The sequence below is a fragment of the Allobosea sp. P4_E12 genome, from assembly GCF_056401655.1.
This window is the reverse complement of sequence record NZ_JBFUIY010000040.1, coordinates 1-22,261: the sequence shown is the minus strand read 5'-3', so window position 1 is coordinate 22,261 and position 22,261 is coordinate 1. Positions and strand designations below refer to the sequence as shown.

At 64.2% G+C, this 22,261-nt stretch carries 5 protein-coding genes; 4 read left to right on the top strand and 1 reads right to left on the bottom strand.

Annotated elements, in window-relative coordinates:
- Positions 1-10: 10 nt before the first annotated feature.
- Both cheB and AC1DW9_RS31260 read left to right on the top strand, forming a co-directional pair.
- Entirely contained in the window at positions 11-1,030 is a 1,020-nt protein-coding gene (gene cheB, locus AC1DW9_RS31265) for a chemotaxis response regulator protein-glutamate methylesterase (protein ID WP_441507879.1), read from the top strand.
- Between the two features lie 70 nt (positions 1,031-1,100).
- Positions 1,101-2,066 (top strand): diguanylate cyclase, encoded by a 966-nt coding sequence (locus tag AC1DW9_RS31260; RefSeq protein WP_441507878.1) that lies wholly within the window; start codon positions 1,101-1,103, stop codon positions 2,064-2,066.
- 54 nt (positions 2,067-2,120) lie between these two features.
- On the opposite strand, the gene ppc is transcribed toward AC1DW9_RS31260, so the two are convergent.
- On the bottom strand, positions 2,121-4,952 hold the full coding sequence (ppc, locus tag AC1DW9_RS31255; protein ID WP_441507877.1) for a phosphoenolpyruvate carboxylase: 2,832 nt from the start codon (positions 4,950-4,952) through the stop codon (positions 2,121-2,123).
- 593 nt (positions 4,953-5,545) lie between these two features.
- On the opposite strand from ppc, the gene AC1DW9_RS31250 reads away from it, so the two are divergent.
- Positions 5,546-7,951 (top strand): multicopper oxidase domain-containing protein, encoded by a 2,406-nt coding sequence (locus tag AC1DW9_RS31250; protein WP_441493038.1) that lies wholly within the window; start codon positions 5,546-5,548, stop codon positions 7,949-7,951.
- Between the two features lie 813 nt (positions 7,952-8,764).
- The gene (locus AC1DW9_RS31245) at positions 8,765-22,255 is read left to right on the top strand and encodes a peroxidase family protein (RefSeq protein ID WP_476855290.1); all 13,491 of its coding nucleotides are present in this window, start codon (positions 8,765-8,767) and stop codon (positions 22,253-22,255) included.
- Positions 22,256-22,261: the final 6 nt, after the last annotated feature.

The window sequence follows — 22,261 nt, the reverse complement described above, 5'->3', positions numbered from 1 at the left end:
AGAGAGGTTCATGAGGATCGGCCTCGTCAATGATCTGCCGATGGCGGTCGAGCTGCTTCGGCGCATCGTCGTTTCGACAACCGAGCATGCAGTCGCCTGGATCGCGGTGAACGGGCGCGAAGCGGTGGAGGCGTGCCGACGCGACAGGCCGGATCTGATCCTGATGGATCTGAACATGCCCGAGATGGATGGCGTCGCGGCCACCCAGCGGATCATGGCAGAGACGCCCTGTCCCATTCTGCTGGTGACCGCGAGCGTCGATGCCAATGTCTCGGGCGTCTATGACGCCATGGGCCATGGCGCGCTGGACGCGGTCGACATTCCCAGCGTGGGGGCCGACGGCAATGCCCAAGCTCAATCGGCGGCGCTGCTGGCCAGGATCGCGATGATCGGCCGGCTCTCGCGTGATGTCGCGCCCGTCGTCCGGACGACGGCGCCGGCCCGCACCGCTGCACCGTCGGCGCAGCAGTTGATCGCGATCGGTGCGTCGGCGGGGGGCCCCGCTGCCGTGGCCACACTCCTGGCCGGACTGCCGGGCGGCTTTCGCGCTGCTCTCATTCTCGTCCAGCATCTCGATGCCCAATTCGTGCCGGGCTTCGCCAGCTGGCTGGGCCAGCACACCGCTCTTTCCGTGCGCCCCGCCATCGAAGGCGACAGGCCCGAACCGGGGACCGTGCTGATCGCGGCAAGTGGCGATCACCTGGTCTTCAAATCGGGCCATGACCTCGGCTATAGGTCCGAACCGCGCGACTACGTCTACCGGCCATCGGTCGATGTGTTCTTCGAGAGTGTTGCGCAATGGTGGCAGGGAGATCTGGTGGGCGTGTTGCTGACCGGCATGGGCAGGGACGGCGCCCGCGGGTTGAAGCTCCTGCGCGACAGGAAATACTTGACCCTGGCACAGGACAGGGCGACGAGCGCCGTTTACGGAATGCCCAAGGCGGCCGCTGCGATCGATGCAGCTTCCGAAATTCTACCACTTGCCGCGATTGCGCCACGCCTTGTCGAGGCATGCCGTCAGTCGTTCTGAAGAGGTTGTCTTGATGACAGGCGAACCGACCCTCACCATGTCTTCCGTGCCCCCGCCGGCGGACAGTTACATGTCCATGATCCTGCTCGTCGATGACCAGGTCATGGTCTGCGAAGCCGTGCGGCGGGCGCTGGCCAACCAGCCCGATCTCGATTTCCACTACTGCACCGACCCCTTGGCGGCGATCAAGGTGGCCGAACAGGTGAAGCCGACCGTGATCCTGCAGGATCTCGTCATGCCGGGCGTCGACGGGCTGGACCTGGTGCGGCAGTATCGCAAGCACCCGTCGATCCACAATGTTCCCGTCATCGTTCTCTCGACCAAGGAAGATCCCGCCACCAAGAGCGAGGCCTTCCAGGCGGGCGCGAACGACTATCTCGTCAAGCTCCCCGACAAGCTCGAACTGATCGCTCGGGTGCGCTACCACACCCGCGCCTATCTCGATCATGTCCAGCGTGACGAGGCCTATCGGGCGCTGCGCGAAAGCCAGCGCGAGCTGATGCGGGTCAATCTCGAGCTCGAGCGCCTGACGCGGATCGACGGGCTGACCGGACTCGGGAACCGCCGCTATTTCGACGAGTATCTTGCGGCGGAGTGGAGACGCTGCCTGCGCACGCAGCATCCGCTGTCTGTCCTGATGATCGATGTCGATCACTTCAAGCGCTACAATGATGCGTATGGCCATCTCGCCGGCGATGAAGTGCTGAAACAGGTCGCCAACGTGATCCAGGGCGGCTGCACCCGTTCGACCGATCTGGCGGCGCGCTTCGGCGGCGAGGAGTTCGTCGTCATTCTGACGGATGTGCCGCAGGAAGGCGCGAGATACGTGGCGGAACGGCTGGTTCAGGGCGTACGGGATCTGAACATCGCGCACGGCACGGGCCGGGTCACGATCAGTGTGGGCATGGCAACGACGATGCCTCACGAAGGCGGAGAGCCGGCGAAACTGGTCAATGCCGCCGATCTCGCGCTCTTCCGCGCCAAGAACGAGGGGCGCGATCGTTCGGTCTCGTCGGAAATCTCCGCGGTGCCGTAGCGTCGTCGCCCCGGCACCTTCCGGGGCCGACACTGTCGGACTGACGCGCGCTGCTCACCCGGTATTGCGCAGCCCGGCAGCGATGCCGTTGATCGAGATCAGGATGCCGCGGCGGGCCTTCTCGTCGATCTGGCCGGAGCGCCAACGGCGCAGGAGCTCGACCTGGAGATGGTTGAGCGGGGCGATATAGGGGAAGCGGTGGATGATGGACAGCGCCAGGGCCGGGTTATCGGCCAGGCGCTGGGTTTCGCCGGTAATGGTCGTGATCGCCTGAACCGTCCGGGTCCATTCTGCTTCGATCTCGGTGAAGATGCGCTGGGCAAGCTCGCGATCCGGAACGAGATCGCAGTAGCGCCGGGCAATGCCGAGATCGGCCTTGGCCAGGACCATGTCCATATTGGACAGAAGTGTGCGGAAGAATGGCCACTGCGCGCTCATGCGCTGCAGCAGCGCGATGCGCTCGGCCGGCGCGGCGGCGATGAAGCCCTCGACCGCGGAGCCGAATCCGAACCAGCCGGGCAGGGCCAAGCGACTCTGGCCCCATGAGAAACCCCAGGGGATCGCGCGCAAATCCTCGATCGAGCGCGTCGCCTTTCGCGACGCCGGGCGCGAACCGATATTCAGCTCCGCGATCTCGGTGATCGGCGTGGCTGAATAGAAGTAGTCGGTGAAGCCGGCCGTTCCATAGACCAGCGCCCGATAGGCGGCCATGCTGCGCACGGAGAGTTCGGCTGCGGTGTCGAGAAATTCGGGCGCCGCCTCGTTGTGCGGCTGCAGCAGGGTGGCCTCCAGCGTCGCTGCCAGCAGGGTTTCCAGATTGCGCCGTCCGATCTCCGGGTTGGCATATTTGGCATTGATCACTTCGCCCTGCTCGGTCAGGCGGATCTGCCCCTTCACGGTGCCGGAAGGCTGGGCGAGGATGGCCTGATAGCTCGGCCCGCCACCACGCCCGACAGTGCCGCCGCGGCCATGGAACAGCCGCAGTGTCAGCCCCGGCTTGGTCTCGTAGAAGCGGACCAGCGCCGTCGACGCGCGATAGAGTTCCCAGTTGGAGGTGAAGTAGCCGCCATCCTTGTTGCTGTCGGAGTAGCCGAGCATGATGTCCTGCTCGCCGCCGGAATTGCGGATCAGCGCCTCGATGCCGGGCTGGTCGTAGAAGCCTCGCATGATCGGCTCGGCCGCGCGCAGATCGCCGATGGTCTCGAACAGCGGCACCACGATCAACTCGACACGGGGCTGCGTCGCCTCGCCGGGCGCAAGCGTGCCCGCCATCAGGCCGCATTCCTTCTGCAGCAGCACCACCTCCAGCAGATCGCTGACCGTTTCGGTGTGGCTGATGATGTAGTGGCGGATGGCATCGGTGCCGAAATCGGCGCGGACCTGTTTTGCCGCCTCGAAGATCGCAAGCTCTCCCTCGGTCTGCGGGGTGTAGGCGGCGTTGCGCACGCGAAGCGGGCGCGGATCGGCCAGCAGGGAGAGCAGCAAGGCGCGCTTGGCGTCTTCCGTGAGAGAGCCATAGCGTGGCTCGACGCGGGCCGTGGCCAGGAGTTCGGCAATGACCGCCTCGTGCTTGTCCGAGCTCTGGCGCAAATCGATGCTCGCCAGATGGAAGCCGAAAACCTCCGCCGCGCGCAGCAGGGGTGAGAGCCGCGCTCCCAGGAGCAGGCTACCATGGCGGGATCGCAGGCTGTCGGCAACGATGCGCAGCTCGGCCACGAATTCCGCGGGCGCTGAATAGGGCGCGCTCGGCGCCACCGCATGACGGAGCGCCTCGGTGCCGGTCAGCTTGCGCAGGGTCGCAGCCAGCCGGGCGTAGATGCCGATCAGGGCGCGGCGATAGGGTTCGTCGGCGCGGTGGGGATTGTCGTCACCCGAGCGATCGGCAAGGTCCCGCAGCGCCTGCGTGCTGCCGACCAGCGTGTTTGAAACCGGCAGTTCGGCACCGAGCTCATGAACCTCGGTCAGGTAATGACGCAACGCCGTCTCTGCCTGGAGGCGAACCGCCATCAGCAGGGTTTCGGCGGTGACATTGGGATTGCCGTCGCGATCGCCCCCGATCCAGCTTCCCATCCGGAAGAAGCTCGGCACGCGGGCGCCGAGCAGCTCCTCGAGTTCGGCATAGAGGCGCGGGATCTCGTGCAGGAACGTCGCGCGATAATAGCTCAGCACGTTCTCGATTTCGTCGCGCACGGCGAGCTTGGAGTAACGCAACAGCCGCGTCTGCCAGAGCTGGGCGATGCTGGCCCGCAGCGCCGTCTCGTTGCGGGTACGGGCGCGCGCGCCGCGCAGGGTGGGCCGGGCGGCGAGCAGCTCGGCAATGGTGCGCTCGGCATCGAGAATGCTCTTGCGTTGAACCTCGGTCGGATGCGCGGTGAGCACGGGCGACACCAGGCTGCGCGAGAGGGCGCGCTCGATCGCCGGCGCCCTGACGCCTGCCTGCGCGAACAGGTCGAAACTATGCGCCAGGCTGCCCTCGGGATGGGCGTCAACGGCCTCCAGATCGGCCTGTCGGCGGAGTTGGTGGCAATCCTCTGCGAGATTGGCGAGATGCGAAAAATAGGTGAAGGCGCGAATGACCGAAACGGTCTCCTTCGGGCTCAATCGCGCCAGCAGCGTATCGAGATCGCGACCGGCCTCGACATCGGCCTTGCGCTGGAAGGTGACGGAGAGCCGCCTGATCGCTTCGATCAGCTCGAAGGTCTGCTCGCCCTCCTGCTGCCGCACGGTGTCGCCGAGGATCTGTCCGAGCAGCCGGATATCCTCGAACAGGGGCTGGGCGTCGGCGGGGCCGGCGATTGGATTTGGCCGCGGATCGATGGCGGTGACAGGCACGGGCGCCTCGCGAGGAAAAGGGTCGACAGGTGGCGTTCCCGGCCATGGCAGCATGACTCATGCTGCCTTGCCAAGCTTTCATTGTGCAGTGCAACGCGTGCGGCGGACGCAAGGCCGGTGATCGCGCAGCCAGTTTCGCCGAAAGTCGATTCGTCTGATTGCTTTGCCTGAAACAGAGGCAACCCAGCGCTGGTTCCACGCGGCCGCCGGCGCGCTGACGTCGGGACCAGCGGATGATGCCTGGGCGATGAATACTCTGCGCATTGCAGAAGTACCGTAGGGGCGGGTCGATGTTGGCTTGCATGTAATCTATTGGTTGATTGTTTCGCCAGTGATGTATGTATATTTTCGTATAAATTTTAAGATATTTATGTTTAAATGTAATTTATAGGTAACTTGTGGTGGTAATTACCGAGCCGAAATTCCCGCTCTCGACCGTTGTGATTGAGTGACAGTTCGGGTTGGTTCATTTTGATCGATAGGCGTATCCCAGTGAATTGATGTGATGCGACGCAAGAAGGCGCCAAGAACTAGGGACTTTGGTTGCATACTTGGTCAGACCTTTTCCGCTTACTGAACCGCGTCTGGCCGAACTAAAGGTTAGCATCGAGGCGCGCCTTGGTTCAGTCCGGAAAAGGGGAAGAGGTATGTATCTCTCGCGCGAGACCACTGGCATCCGGTTGAAGGAAGCTGAGAGGGCTCTGGAGAACCGGCTCGATATCGTGAAGGCCCTTTCGGTGGGGCAGATCACCAAACGTGACCTGTTGCGGTGGGGATACTTTACCGCCGGCGGATTGTTGGTCGCGAAAAATGGGCTCAGCCCCTTCGCCAAGAGCGCATATGCCCAGGTGCCGACCGGTGCCCCGCGCAGCCCGAACTTCGGCGCTGTCAAATTCCATGACCCGATGCCGCGGCCAGACGTCCAGAAGCCGGTTCCGCTTCAGCGCCTGTCGAATGGCGATGCGGCCTGGCAGTTTGCTGGGGGAGGCCAGGAACTGCCGGCGAAGAACTTTTCCTACCATACCGATTTCAGCAACTCCGGCGGTGCGGCCTATCGCAACCCGGTCACCTGGGTTGGACCGATGGAAGGGCGCCCGCCCGGCGAGTTCTTCGCGCATCAGCGCTGGGAGGAACTCTATCCGAAAAAGGGCTACCTATTGTCCCTCGGGCAGATTGGCACGGGCAGCCGCTATTGCGGGGAAATGCCCGAGCAGGACGCGACTGCGATGTGGACCTTCGGTCCGCGCCAGCCCGGACAGGCGGGGAGCAAGGACGGCCTGCGCACGGGCCTCGGCCGTCCGATCCTAATCAAGGCACGTTATGGCGAACCGGTTCTGAGCCGGATCTACAATGATCTCCCGGTCGACCGGACCAAGAACGGCGGCTTCGGACGGAACGAGATCTCGATCCATTTCCACAACGCCCATAACGGCGCCGAAAGCGATGGTGCCTGCAACGCCTATCATTTCCCCGGAACCTTCTATGATTATCACTGGGGCATGGCGATGGCCCGGCGCGACATGCCGAGCCTGTGGCCGACGGGCGATCGCGACTATTCGCGCAAATGCTCGGGGCCCGACGATGACGAAGGCTATGTCCCGGTCGCCGGCGACTACCGGGAGATCCAGGGCAGCCTCTGGTTCCACGATCACCGCTTCTTCTTCACCGCCGAGAATGTGCACAAGGGCATCTTCGCGCTCTGCAACATCTATAGCGGGCCCGACAGGGGGCGCGAGGATCTCAATGACGGCATCAACCTGCGGCTGCCGAGCGGCTCGCAGCTGAAATGGGGTAATCTCGATTTCGACGTGAATCTCGCGATCTCGAATCCCGCCTTCGATGCCAGGGGCCAGTGCCGCTTCGATATCTTCGATACCGATGGTTTCCTCGGCGACATGCTCTGCGTCAACGGTGCCTATTATCCCTATTTCGAGGTGCTGCCGCGACGCTACCGCTTCCGCATCCTGAACGCCGCCATGGCCCGCTTCGTCAAGCTTGCGCTTGCGGTCAACAAGAGCAGGCGCTTTTCCCAGGGCACGAAGGTGCCCTTCTATTTCATCGCCAATGACGGCAACCTGGTGGTCAATCCGATTCTGCTGACCGAGACCGACGAGATGGGCGTGGCAGAGCGCTACGATATCGTCGTCGATTTCTCCGCCTTTGCGCCGGGCGACAGCGTCTACATCATGAACCTGCTGGAACAGACCGACGGGCGAAAGCCCAAGGGCGCCGTCTCGATCGAGAAGGCGTTCAAGGGACGGGACGATGACCCGTGCGTCGGCCCCATCCTTGAGTTCAGGGTCGTGAGCCAGGTCCAGAGCGTCGACAATCCCGGCAAGGTCTACAATGCCAGCAACCCGCTCGATGCCGATCGCAGTGCCAATTTCGCCGATCCCGACTGGAAATCAGGGGTCAAGACGCTGACCACGCAGATCCCGATCGTGGCCCCGGTGCGTGAGCGGGTGATCGAGTTCGGCAGGTCGGGAGAGGGGGATTCACGCGCTACGGCGGACGGGCAGTGCATACCCGAATGCGGAGACATCAAGTCCTTCCCCTGGACGATCAAGATCAACGGCGAGAAGGCGCATTCGCTCAACGCCAACCGCATCTCCCTGCTGATGCCCAAGCCGGGCGAGGTGGAGCATTGGACCCTGATCAATGGCGGGGGCGGCTGGGACCATCCCATCCACCTCCACTTCGAGGAGGGCGTCACCATGGACCGGGGCAGCGCGCCCATTCCCGCAACGGAGCGGCTCGTCCGCAAGGATGTCTGGCGCTTGCGGCCGTCCGGGAGGGTGAGGTTCCAGGTGCGGTTCGGGGAGTTCGGTGGCGCCTATGTCAGCCATTGCCACAACACCACCCATGAGGATTTCGCGATGCTGCTGCGCTACCAGCTGCAGACACCGCCCCCCGGCGACCCGGACTACAAGGGGCAACCACAGTACCAGGTGACGATGACGCCGATCCCGACACCGAACGGTGTCGTCTGGAAACAGCCCGAGGTTCTGCCCGAGGGCGACCCGAACAAACTCAGGGTCGCAACGCGCAGCTGACGCTGTGCAGCTTTCGACGCCGGGCAGGCTCAGCTCTGCCCGGCGTCGTGCATGAGGGGCAGGCGGCATTGGTCTGATCCGGAATGGCCGATTCGCGACCGCACAGCCGGGCTCGCGGCCTTGCCAGGCGTGGCCGGCGCGACGGCTCATAGCTCCTGGGCCGTTCACGCACCCTGCTCGCTCCATACCGATCAGCACCAAGCTCGCCCTGGAGCCGTGGCACGGGAGCGCAAATCCCGAAAACCCCTGCTATCCCGACCATTCCTTGTGTGGGGGGCGCGGCATGCGCGGCGGCGCCTACCCCCATCCCGCGCACGAACGAGGCTATGGGTTAGCCATCGCTGGCGACTCGCCCCGTAAGCCCTTCATCCCGGTCTGCAATCACCGCTGACCACCTCGCAGCTGTTGGATGAGGGGGCATGGACCCCCTCTATAGGCGGGCGGCGAGGGCAAGAGGCCGCGTCCCGGAATGGCTTCGGGGGAACCGGTCCGGCAGGTCGGCATCGCCGAGGCAGCAGGAGCTAGGGACCTTGGTCGGTAGTGTAGGGAATTAGGTCTGGAAGAACGACCAGACCAAACTCCGTCGCGCGCCCCAGACGCTGGTCGGGAAATAACGTCCGACATAGTCCTCTAACGACCAGTAGTGCCGACAGGCATCATGCTGTCACTGCGATAGGCCCATGACGGGCTGAAGCGCTGTCCGATCAAGTTCTGGCAAACGATGCAACCAGCGTCGTGCCTCTTTGGCGCGAGCGGCGGAGCATTGTCCCAGGCAAGGCCAACACGGGGTCCTGGACACCCCAGGAGGGCGTCATGGTACAGTACATTCGCTCCGATCTTGAATTCATCCTCGAGCAGATCAGGATTGCGGAGCGGAATGCTCAGGGCGAGAGCCTTACTGACATCCTGCCCAGCGTCCAGGTGCCCTTCGGTCTGCGGACCGTCGATGGTACATTCAACAACCTGGCCCACCCGGAATTCGGGGCCGCGGACCTGGCGTTTGCGCGCCTGACTGACCCGTCCTTCCAGGCGGCCGAGGCCGGCACCAATTATGGTGTTCCAGGCGGGGTCGTGGACTCCGAGCCGCGCACGATCAGCAACCTGATCGTCGACCAGACCAACAACAATCCGGCGGCCGTTGCGGCTGCTGCGCAGAACCCGGGATCGAGCACCGTCATCAGCCCCGGGCTGGACGGGATTTTCGGCACGGCGGACGACAAGCCGGTCAACTTCATCCCGAATGTCTCCCCGGATGTCGGCCTTTCCGCGCCGTTCAACGCCTGGATGACCTTCTTCGGCCAGTTCTTCGACCACGGTCTCGATCTCGTCACCAAGAGTTCAAGCCAGACCGAAGTCGTCTTCATTCCGCTGAAGCCCGATGACCCGCTGTTCAGCACGGCTCCCGGCGCTTTGAACTTCATGGTTCTGAGCCGCGCTGCAGGTGGCCAGGCTGCCACGAACACGACCTCGCCCTTCGTCGACCAGAGCCAGACCTACTCCTCGAATCCCTCGCACCAGGTCTTCCTGCGTGCCTATGAGCTGGACGCCAACGGCGATCCGGTGGCGACCGGCGAACTGATCACCAACCGCAATCTCGGCGCTGACGGCAGGTTCGGCACCGCCGACGATGTCGAGATCGGCGGCATGGCGACCTGGGCTGTGGTCAAGGCCCAGGCCCGCGACATTCTCGGCATCAATCTCACCGATGCCGATGTCGGCAATGTGCCGGTCCTGGCCGTGGACGCCTACGGCAACTTCATCAAGGGGCCGGGCGGCATGCCGATGGTCATGATGACCGACGGCAGCTTCACCGAGGGCAACCGGGCGGAGCCGATCAGCCTGGCGGGCGCAGCCCATACCGGCCATGCCTTCCTGAACGACATCGCGCATAATGCCGATCCGGCGGGCAAGACCGCGGATACCGACACCATCGTCAGCACCGGCCCGCTGGCGGCTGGCCAATACGATAACGAACTCCTCGACGCGCATTACATCGCCGGCGACGGTCGCGTGAACGAGAATATCGGCCTCACCGCCGTGCACGCCGTGTTCCATTCCGAGCATAATCGCCTGGTCCAGCAGACCAAGGACGTGGCGCTGGCGACCGGCGATCTCGCCTTCCTCAACCAGTGGCTCGATACGCCGGCCACGACCTTCCCGCTGACGCAGGCCCAGATCGACGCGCTCGACTGGAACGGCGAACGCCTGTTCCAGTCCGCCAAGTTCGGCACCGAGATGCAGTATCAGCATCTGGTGTTCGAGGAGTTTGCCCGCACGGTCCAGCCGCAGGTCGACGAATTCCTGGCGCCCAACGGCTACGACACCACGATCAACCCGGCGATCCTCGCGGAGTTCGCGCACACGGTCTATCGCTTCGGCCATTCGATGCTGACCGAGACGGTCGATCGCTTCGACCCGAATTTCAACACTGTCGGCGGCGATTCGCAGCTCGGCCTGATCGCGGCCTTCCTCAATCCGCTCGCCTATGCCGCAAGCGGCGTGACGCCGGAGCAGGCGACCGGCGCGATCGTGCGCGGCGTTACCCGCCAGGTCGGCAATGAGATCGACGAGTTCGTTACCGAGGCGCTGCGCAACAACCTGCTCGGCCTGCCGCTCGATCTGCCGGCGCTGAACATTGCGCGCGGTCGCGATACCGGCATCCCGTCGCTCAACAATGCGCGCTCCGAATTCTTCGCGATGACCGGCGACAGCCAGCTCAAGCCCTATACCAGCTGGACCGACTTTGCCGGGCATCTGAAGCACGCGGAGTCGCTGATCAACTTCATCGCGGCCTATGGCACGCATGGGTCGATCACCGGCGCGACGACGATGGCCGACAAGCGCGCGGCGGCGACGTTGATCGTGCTGGGCGGAGTCGGTGCGCCCGGAGATCGCCTCGATTTCCTGAACGCCACCGGCGCCTTTACCGGCGGCACGCTCGGCGGCCTCAACGATGTCGATTTCTGGATCGGCGGCCTTGCGGAAGAGAAGATGCCGTTTGGCGGCATGCTCGGCTCGACCTTCAACTTCGTCTTCGAAACCCAGCTTGAATCCCTGCAGAACGGCGACCGCTTCTACTATCTGTCGCGCACCGCCGGCATGAATTTCGGTACCGAACTCGAGAACAACTCCTTCGCCAAGCTGGTGATGCTGAACAGTGATGCGACGCATCTGCCGAACGCGATCTTCACCACCCCGACCTTCACGCTCGAAGTCGATCCGACCAAGCAGCACACAGGGCTGAACGAGGCTGGGCCTGATGGCATTCAGCTCGACGATCCCAATACCCTGGTCGACGAAAGCGCCGACAACGTCGTCGGAGCCGATGGCATTGCGGGCAATTCCGACCCGACCGGCGGCATCGAGATCAATGGCGTCGAAATTGTTCCTCTCGTCATCCGCAACAATCCGGCGACGCCCGGCGCGGACACCAACTACCTGCAGTACACCGGTGAGGACCATGTTGTCCTCGGCGGCACCGCGGGGAATGACGTCATCATCTCCGGCGATGGCGACGACACGCTCTATGGCGATGGCGGCAATGACCGGCTGGAAGGCGGCTACGGCAACGATACCATTCTGGGTGGCGCCGGCGACGACATTATCCAGGATCTGGGCGGCGATGACCGGCTCGAGGGCGGCGACGGCAACGACGTCATCCACGCCGGGAACATGATGGTCGGTGGCGTCGGGAACCTGATCCTGGGCGGCGCCGGCAAGGACTACATCGTCACGATGGAGGATATCTCGACCACCTTCGGTGGCCGCGGCGACGACTTCATCTACAGCTCCAAGACCAGCTTGCCGCCGACCGGAAACGAGGGCGATGACTGGATCGAGAAGGGCACGCAGGACGGCGCCCCTGGCGACAATTTCGCGCCCCTCCTGGCCGACGACATCATCGGTAACGACATCTTCGTCGGTGGCGGCGGCTTCGACGAGTTCATCGGCGAGGGCGGTGATGACATCTTCGTCGGCAGCGATGCCCAGGACAAGATGGACGGCATGTCCGGCTTCGACTGGGTCACCTATAAGAGCGACAATCAGGGCGTCACGGTCGACCTGACCTTGGCCGCGCTGGCCCAGCCGCATGGCGAGACGCCAAACACGAATGTGGGGGCAGTGCAGCCCGTCGGCGCCTCTCCGGCTTCGATCCTCGACCGCTTCGCCGAGGTCGAGGGCCTGTCCGGTTCGCGCTTTGCCGACATCCTGCGCGGCGACAATATCGACGCGGTCACGATCCTCAATCATGGCGGCGCCACGGGCGGCGCGCTGACCAATGTCGCGCTGATCGACGGGCTAGCGGCACTCCTCGGCCAGGCCGGTCTCTCGACCACCGGCTTCGCGACCGGCAACATCATGCTCGGCGGCGCCGGCAGCGACCTGCTCGAGGGGCGTGGCGGCGACGACCTGATCGATGGCGACCGCTGGCTGAACGTGCGCATCAGCGTGCGGGCCAACGCCGATGGAAGCGGTGGGGAGATCGCGACCTTCGACAGCATGGTCGCGCCACAACTGCTGCAGAACATGCTGAACGGGGTCTGGAACCCTGGTCAGCTGGTGGCGGTGCGCGAGCTCAAGGACGACGACAACGGCTTCGACACGGCCATTTTCTCCGGCAACAGGGCCGACTACACGGTCACCACGAACACGACGACTGGTATCAGCACCGTTACCGACAATGTCGGCAGGGATGGCAGCGATACTCTCGTCAATGTCGAGCGACTGCAATTTGCGGATCAGAGCGTGACGCTTCCGAATGGCGTCGGCCTCAACCTCAACCCGAGCGGCACACTTGCTATTCTCGACGCGGCATCGAGCACGGCTGACAACACGCCGACCTCAGGTCAACTGCTGCGTGTCTCGATTGCCGGCGTGAGCGACGGCAATACAAGTGCCGCGGCCCCCAATGGCATCCTGCCCGGCTCGATCTCCTATCTCTGGCAGTTCGAGGCGGATCCCGGTTCGGGTATCTTCGAGGACATCATCCTGCTTCCGCTCGGGGATCTCGCCTTCCAAAGTGCCGACGGCACGACCTTCAGGGTCACGCCCGATCTCGCCGGTTCGGCCCTGCGGGTGAAGGCGATCTTCACCGACGGGCATGGCGTCACCGAGACGGTGTTCTCGGCTCCGACCCAGCCGGTCGTGGCCGGTCCCGTGGCGCCGCCGGTCGCGCCGACGCCGGTCGTCGATGCGACGGCGGGTGGCGAGGGCATCATGCTGGTGCGCTCTGACCTCAACTTCATCCTCGACCAGATCAAGATTGCTGAAGCGAATGCGGCCGGTACGCCGCTGACCTCGCTGCTGCCGAATGTGCGGGCGGCGCTTGGCCTGCGCACGGTCGATGGTTCCGGAAACAACCTGCTCAATCAGCAGCAGAGCGACACCTTCGGAGCCGCCGACAACGTCTTCCCACGCGTCACGACGCCGGTGTTCAATCCGGCGCAGTCGGGTACCTCCTACCAGCAGACGAACGGTCTGGTGATCGACTCGCAGCCGCGCACGATCAGCAATCTCATCGTGGACCAGACCGCGAACAATCCCGCTGCGATTGCGGCGGCCCTTCGCAACGCCGGCTCGGAAAACATCACGGCGGACACCGCGACCTTCCTGGCCGCGCTCCAGGCATTCAACGCTGTGAAAGCGGCTGCGGCGAGCGGAGTTGCCGCTCTGCAGACAGCGCTCGGTGCTTCACAGGCGGTCCTTGCAACCGCGGATGCCAATCTCGCCGCAGCGACGGCCGCTGCGAACACCGCCACCACGGCGGCCGCGTCCGCAGCAGGCGCGGTTACGGCTGCGCAACTGGGGGAATCGACCGCGCAGACGGCTTTGGCCTTGGCGGTCGCCGCGGTGCCGGCGGGTGAAGACCCTCTGGCTGATCCAGGCGTGCAGGCGGCTGTCATCGCGCTCGATAACGCCGTTCAGGTGCGGACGGATGCCGAAGCTGCGTTCGCAGAGGCGGACGCACTCGTTACCTCGACTCAGGCCGCTCTCGGCCCAGCCCAAACCGCCCAGACGCAGGCGGCGAACCACGTTGCGCTCGATCAGGCGGCCTTGAACGACGCGAATGCCCCCGTCGTCGCCGCCCAGGCGACCTTCGACGGCGTGGCCGACGACCTCGGCCTGACCATCGTTACCAGCCCGGGTCTCGACGGCCAGTTCGGCACGGCCGACGATAAGCAGGTCTTCGAAATCCCGAACATTGCTCCGGATGCCGGTCTGTCGGCGCCGTTCAACGCCTGGATGACCTTCTTCGGCCAGTTCTTCGACCATGGCCTCGATCTCGTGACCAAGGGCGGTTCCGGCACGGTCTTCATCCCGCTTCAGCCGGACGATCCGCTCTACGTGCAGGGCAGCCCGACGAACTTCATGGTCCTGACCCGGGCGACCAACCTGCCTGGTCCGGACGGGATCCTCGGCAATGCCGACGACATCCACGAGCACACCAACACGACCTCGCCCTTCGTCGACCAGAACCAGACCTACTCCTCGCATCCCTCGCACCAGGTCTTCCTGCGAGCTTACCAACTCATGGATACCGATGGCGCTGGAGTGGGAGGAGCGCGGCCAGTTGCGACCGGTGAATTGATCACCAATCGTAATCTGGGCGCTGACGGCAAGTTCGGAACCGCTGACGATATCGAAATTGGCGGTATGGCGACCTGGAAGGTGGTGAAGGCGCAGGCGCGCGACATTCTCGGCATCAATCTCACCGACGCCGATATCGACAGCGGTCCGCTGCTGGCGACCGACGCCTATGGCAATTTCATCAAGGGCCCGAACGGCTTCCCGCAGGTCGTGATGAAGGGGCTGGACGGCATCGGCGGCACCGCTGACGACATCCTCGTCGAGGGCAATCCGCTTGCGCCGATCTCCCTGACCAATGCCGTGCGCACCGGCCACGCCTTCCTCAACGACATCGCCCACAACGCCGTGCCGGTATTCGCTGGTCTCGGTGCCGACGGGGTTGCCAACACGGCTGACGACCTTGTTCCCGATGGCGATGTGTTGACGGGAAATCCCGTGCCGGTGAATCAGCAAGGTAACAACCTCGCTTACGACAACGAGCTGCTCGACGCGCATTACATCGCCGGCGACGGCCGCGTGAACGAGAATATCGGCCTCACCGCCGTCCACGCGATCTTCCACTCCGAGCATAACCGGCTGGTCGAGCAGACCAAGAATACGGTGCTGACTTCGGGCGATCTCGCCTTCCTCAAGGAATGGCTGATCCCCGGCACCGAGCCGGCGACATTCCCGGCCAATCAGGCGGCGATCGACGCCCTGCAATGGAATGGCGAGCGCCTGTTCCAGACGGCGAAATTCGGCACCGAGATGCAGTATCAGCATCTGGTCTTCGAAGAGTTCGCCCGAACGATCCAGCCGAATGTCGACCTCTTCTTTGCGCCGACCCAGGTCTATGACGTCGACCTGGATCCCTCGATCGTCGCGGAGTTCGCGCACACGGTCTATCGTTTCGGCCATTCGATGCTGACCGAGACGGTCGACCGCTTCACTGCGGATTTCGACGTCGTCTCGTCCGATCCCAGCAATCCCGACCAGCAGATGGGCCTGATCGCTGCCTTCCTGAACCCGCTCGCCTTCGCTGCCAGCGGAGCCAATCCGGAAGACGCAGTCAGCGCGATCGTCCGCGGCGTGACCCGCCAGGCCGGCAACGAAATCGACGAATTCGTCACCGAGGCGCTGCGCAACAACCTGCTCGGCCTGCCGCTCGACCTTCCCGCGATCAACCTCGCGCGCGGCCGGGACGTCGGTATTCCCTCGCTGAACGAAGTCCGCCGGCAAATCTATACGTCGACCGGCGAAGTCCAGCTCAAGCCCTACGCCAGCTGGGCGGATCTCGTTCAGAGCCTGAAGCACCCGGATTCGCTGATCAACTTCATCGCCGCCTACGGCACGCATTCGTCGATCACGGGCGCGGCCACACTTGTGGACAAGCGTGCGGCCGCCATGTCGCTGGTACTCGGTGGCGCCGGCGCACCTGCCGACCGTCTCGACTTCCTGAACGGTACGGGGGCCTGGGCCAGCGGCGCCAATGGTGTCACCATCACCGGCGTCGATGCCATCGATCTCTGGATCGGCGGTCTCGCCGAGGAGAAGATGCCCTTCGGCGGCATGCTGGGCTCGACCTTCAACTTCATCTTCGAGAACCAGCTCGAAAAGCTGCAGGATGGCGACCGCTTCTACTATCTCGAGCGCACGTCCGGCCTGAGCTTCAATGCGGAGCTCGAGAGCAACTCCTTCGCCAAGCTGATCATGGCGAATTCGTCGGCGACCCATCTCCCCGGCGTGGTCTTCACGACACCCGGTTTCACGCTCGAGGTCGATCCGACCAAGCAGCACACCGGGCTCGGCGCGACCGGCAACGACGACCCGACAAACGGCGATCCGTTGCTTCCGCTCGTCATTCGCGACAACCCGAATACGGCCGGGCCCGACAGCAACTATCTGCAGTATACCGGTGACGAGCATGTCGTTCTCGGCGGTAGCGTCGGCAATGACATCCTGATTGCGAGCGAGGGCGACGACACGATCTGGGGCGATGGCGGAAATGACCGCATCGAGGGCGGCGACGGCAACGACCAGCTGCGCGGCGGCGCCGGCGACGACATCATCACGGACACCGGTGGTGACGACAACATCCAGGGTGGCGACGGCAACGACGTCCTCCATGGCGGCAACGGCGTCAACCTGATCATCGGCGGTTTCGGCAGCGATTTCATCGTCACTGGCGAGGACGCATCGGAGGCCATTGGCGGCCAGGGGAACGACTTCATCCTCGGCAGCAAGGCCAATGAACAGGATATGGGCAACGAGGGTGACGACTGGATCGAGAAGGGCACCACCGACGGCGCGCCTGGTGACAATTTCGATCCGCTCGGCAATGACCCGGTCATCGGCAATGACGTCTTCATCGGCGACGGCGAGAACGACAAGTTCAACGGCGAAGGCGGCGACGACATCATGGCCGGCAAGACCGGCTTCGGCGATCGCTATATCGGCGGCTCCGGCTATGACTGGGCGATCTACAAGCCCAACACCACCGGCGTCTATATCGACATCTCCGACCGCTTCTTCGATCAGCCGCCCGTGCCCGGTGGGTCGACCTCGCTTAGCCGCTTCGACTTCGTCGAAGGCCTCTCCGGCTCGGATTTCGGCGATGTCCTCAATGGCGATGACTCCGATGCCACCACCCTGCCAACTGCAGGTGCGACCGGCAGCGTGATGACCAATATCGATCTGATCGACGGTCTGCGCGCTCTGCTTCCCAATAGCGCCGCAACCTTCTTCGAGGGTGGTAACATCATCCTCGGCGGCAAGGGCAGCGACATCATCCAGGGCCGCGGCGGCGACGACATTATCGACGGCGACCGCTACTTGAACGTGCGCATCAGCGTTCGACAGAATCTGGACGGTAGCGGCCCCGAGATCGCGACCTTCGACAGCATGGAGCCGATGGTTCCGTTGATGCTGAACGGCACCTATAATCCCGGCCAGCTCAGGATCGTTCGCGAGATCCTGAGCTCGAATACCACCGATTTCGATACGGCCAAGTTCTCGGGCCTGCGGGCGAGCTACACGATCACGCCCAACGCCGACGGCTCCGTGACCGTTACGGACAATGTTGGCACTGATGGGACGGATACGCTCCGGAACATCGAGCGGCTGCAGTTCGCGGATCAGTCGATCGTGCTCGGCGGCGCGAACAACCAGCCCGTGGGCCGGCCGGTCATCGTTGATAGCACAACCACCAACGTCGGCATTCAGGTCGGCGACGTCCTGACTGTGAGCCTGGCCGGCTTGAATCTGGCGGGGCTGACGGATGCCGACAATCCGGGCGGGCTCGTTCCAGCCGCACCCATTTCCTACTTCTGGCAGGTCGATGACGGCACCGGTTTCGCCGATATCGAGCTCTTCGGCGCCGGCGAGGTGGAGCGCGCGCATGGCCCGAGCTTCACGGTCACGGATGGCGAGAACGGGCTGCCGATCAGGCTGCGCATCGTCTACCAGGATGCCCATGGCGTGCTCGAGGAGGTGTTCTCGCTCCCGACCGCGACTGTCGGCACCAATATCCCGACGGATCCGGCCATCCTCGGAACGCGCGGCAATGACGTGCTCGTCGGCACTGCCGGGGCCGATATCATCAACGCTGATCGCGGTGACGACACCGTCACCGGTCTTGCAGGCAATGACACGATCGACGCAGGCCGCGGGGCCGATACGGTTGACGGCGGCGACGGCGACGACACCATCCTCGGCGATCGCGACAACGACATCCTCAATGGCGGAGCCGGAAACGACACGATCGATGGTGGCCGCGGTGACGACACCATCAATGGCGGCCTGGGCAATGACACGATCCTTGGCGATCGCGGCGATGATCTGATCATCGTCGGTTCGACCGAAGGGCGTGACATCATCGACGGCGGCCGTGACACCGACACCGTTCGGATCGTGGGGAATGCGACTGCTGAGGTTTTCCAGATCTATGCGGCAGCCAATGCGCCGGCCGCGTTCAATCTCAACCCGGCAACGGAGATCGCCATCGTCCGCAATGGCGTGGTGATCGCGGAGCTGGCAAACATCGAGGAAATCCAGATCACCGGTGGTGGCGGCGGCGATACCTTCCAGGTCCTCGGCAATTTCGCGGCGACCACCTTGTTCACCAACACCATCACGATCGATGGTTCGACGGGCGACGACACCGTCAATATCTCGGCGCTAACCTCGGCACATCGCATCGTCTTCAAGTCGATGGGCGGCCATGACACGATCATCGGGACCTTGCGGCCTCAGGATGTCATCGAACTGGCGCCCGGTTCGACGCTCGCCAACTACACGAGCACGAACAACGGCAACGGCACGACGACCCTGACGAATGGCGGCCATACCATCACCTTCGCGACCCTGCCGGGCGGCGCGTCGCCGACCTTCGCGAATTCCGGCGGCAGCGGTGGCAACGGCGGTGGCGGAAATGGGGGCGGCACGGGAGGCGGAGATGGTGGAGGCGACGGCGTCACCGGCGCGTTCGAACTCACCGCCGGCGACCTTTCGGGGCTGAAGCACCTGGTCAACGGCCAGGACGTTCCTGGCGATGACGACACGGTGCCCGGCGTGCGTGATCTCAGCGGCCACGGCAACAATGTCGCCCATCCCGATTACGGCGCGGCGGACGAGCACTTCATCCGGCTGACCGAAGCCCGCTATGGCGAATACGACGCGGCGACCGGCAACAACCAGATCAACCCGATCTTCGAGGGGCTGGATCCGCGCAATATCAGCAACATCCTGGGTGTGCAGGAAGCCGACCTGCCGAAGAACAGCAACGACGCCAATATCTTCTTCATGGCCTTCGGCCAGTATTTCGACCATGGCCTCGACTTCCTGCCGAAGGGTGGCAACGGCACGATCCAGATCGGAGCTCCCGGGAACGGTGCGCCCGGATCAGGCAACCCGGCCGATCTCACCCGGGGCACGGTCGACGAAATCGTCGACGGCGTTCCCCAGCATATCAACCGCACTTCGCCCTTCGCGGACCAGAACCAGGCCTATGGCTCGAACGGGCTCGTCGGCCAGTTCCTCCGCGAAGGCGACGGCGATGGCGGTCTCGGCTCCATGCTGCTGGCGGGAGGGCCGGATCCGTCTGACCCGAACTTCCGGTTGCTGCCGACGCTGCGCGAGCTGATCCTCGAGCATTGGGAGAACAACACCGTCTTCACCGGCCTGCCAGGCGGCCCGGTCGCCTTCCAGACCTATTTCCCTGGGCTGGTCAACGGCGGTGTGATCAACACCACGATGGCAGCGAGCATGGCGTCCAATTTCATGGGCACCGGACATGCGCTGCTGCTCGATGCCAATCCGTTCGTCAGCGTTCTCGACCACTACATCGCYGGYGACGGCCGGGCGAACGAGAACTTYKCCCTGACYGCGATGCACACGATCTGGGCGCGCAATCACAACTTCCACGTCGAGAATCTGGTGGARGCCGGCTTCCAGGGCACRCAGGAGGAGCTCTTCCAGGCGGCCAAGATCATCAACGAGGCCGARTACCAGCGCGTCGTCTTCGACGAGTTCGCCGATCATCTCATCGGCGGCATCAAGGGCGATGGCGACCACGGCCAYGGCGACTACAATCCRGATGCGACGGCCGCCATCTCGCATGAGTTCGCGGCGGCCGTGTACCGGGTCGGTCACTCCCTGATCGGCCAGACCATGACCGTGCTCGATGCCGAYGGTCAGCCGAAGCAGGTGGCGCTGTTCGACGCCTTCCTGAAYCCGACGAACGACGCYGGCGCCTTCACYGCTCCCTTGCCYCCCGGCTAYGTCCCGCAGCCCGGCTATGAGCAGCTCGGTGTGGGATCGATCCTGGGCGGCATCATCAGGCAGCCGGCGGAGGAGGTTGACTTCAACATCGTCGACGCGGTGCGCAACGATCTGGTGCGGATCAATGCCGACCTGTTCGCCTTCAATGTGGCACGCGGCTGGGATGTCGGGCTGGGAACGTTGAACCAGGTGCGTTCGGATCTTGCCGCTTCGCAGGATCCCTATGTCTCCGAGGCCGTCGGATATGCCGGAAACCTCTCACCCTATACCTCCTGGGAGGACTTCCAGCAGCGCAACAATCTGAGCGACGCAGTGATCGCCCAGTTCAAGCAGGCCTATCCCGACCTCGTCCTGGACGCCAATGAGATAGCTGCCTTCCAGGCGATCAACTCGAATATCAGCGTGGCCATCCAGGCCGACGGCACCGGCATGGTGAAGGGGATCGACCGGGTCGATCTCTGGGTCGGTGGCCTTGCCGAGACGCATATCAATGGCGGCATGGTCGGGCAGACCTTCTGGGTCGTGCTGCAGGAGCAGTTCGATCGCCTGCAGGAGGCCGACCGGTTCTACTATCTCGACCGGGTCGAGAATTTCGACTTCTACGAAAATTTCATCGAGGGCCAGGAGTTCTCGGACATCATCGCCCGCAATACCAGCCTGGCCAATCTGCCGGAGAACATCTTCGAGACCGTCGTCGTCGATGATGGCGGCATCGGCACCGGTAACGGGAGCGGCGGCGTCTCGGGCAACGAGACCGAGAACGGCGGTGGCGGCGGCACCGGCAACGAGACCGAGAATGGCGGCGGCGGCGGCACCGGCAACGAGACGGAGAATGGCGGCGGCGGCGGCACCGGCAACGAGACGGAGAATGGCGGCGGCGGCGGCACCGGCAACGAGACGGAGAATGGCGGCGGCGGCGGCACCGGCAACGAGACGGAGAATGGCGGCGGCAGCGGCTCAGGCAACGAGACCGAGAACGGCGGCGGCGGGAGTTGCGGCACCGGCACCGAGACCGGCAATGGTGGCGGAACCGGCCAGACAACGCAGCACGACGCCGGACTGGTTCTGGTCGGTATGCCCGAGGCGGACGTGTTGCTCGGGGCGTCTGGGGCGGACAACCTGATCGGCCAGGGCGGCGACGATGTCCTGATCGGAGCGGGCGGCAACGACACGATCTCGGCGGGCGACGGCAACGACTTCGTTGATGCCGGGGAGGGCCGCGACGTGGTCTTCGGCGGAGCCGGCGACGACGTGCTGCTTGGCGGGGCCGGCAACGACCTGATCGATGGCGAGGCCGGCAACGACCGGATCTTCGGTGGCACGGGCGACGACCGGATCACGGCCGGGGCCGGCGACGACACCGTGGTGGCGGGTGCGGGCAATGACGTGTTCGTGGCTGCGATCGGTGACGGCAACGACGTCTATTTCGGCGATGACAGCGACGGCGGCACGGGCATCGACACGCTCGACATGTCGGCGATCATGGCGAACCTGACGGTCGATCTCGGCAACGGCCTGCTCGGACGCGGCAGCGCGGTCAGCACGGACAGCGGCASCGACACGCTCTGGAGCATMGAGAACGTCGCGACCGGCGCAGGYAACGACACGATCACGGCCAGTGCGGCGGTGAACGTGATGGARGGCGGGGCSGGCAACGACACCTTCCGCTTCGAGAGCAAGGAAGCGGCGGATGGCGACACCATCCTCGACTTCGAGCCTGGCGATAAGCTCGACCTCTCCGGCATCGACGCCAATGGCGCGCTCGCCGGCAACCAGAGCTTCACCCTGACCAGCGGCCCGGCCTTCACCGCCACGGCCCAGCTGGTGGTCKCCTACGAGACCCGGGCCGACGGCGACTACACCGTGGTCAAGGGCAATGTCGACGGCGACGGCGATGCCGACTTCCAGATCAACCTGAAGGGCAGTCACACCCTGACCGCCGGCAACTTCGCGCTCTAGAAGCCG

Excerpts from the sequence above, each read along its gene's own strand:
- ppc (WP_441507877.1), bottom strand. The coding sequence starts at position 4,952 with ATGCTGCCATGGCCGGGAACGCCACCTGTCGACCCTTTTCCTCGCGAG.
- AC1DW9_RS31250 (WP_441493038.1), top strand. The coding sequence starts at position 5,546 with ATGTATCTCTCGCGCGAGACCACTGGCATCCGGTTGAAGGAAGCTGAG.
- AC1DW9_RS31260 (WP_441507878.1), top strand. The coding sequence starts at position 1,101 with ATGTCCATGATCCTGCTCGTCGATGACCAGGTCATGGTCTGCGAAGCC.
- cheB (WP_441507879.1), top strand. The coding sequence starts at position 11 with ATGAGGATCGGCCTCGTCAATGATCTGCCGATGGCGGTCGAGCTGCTT.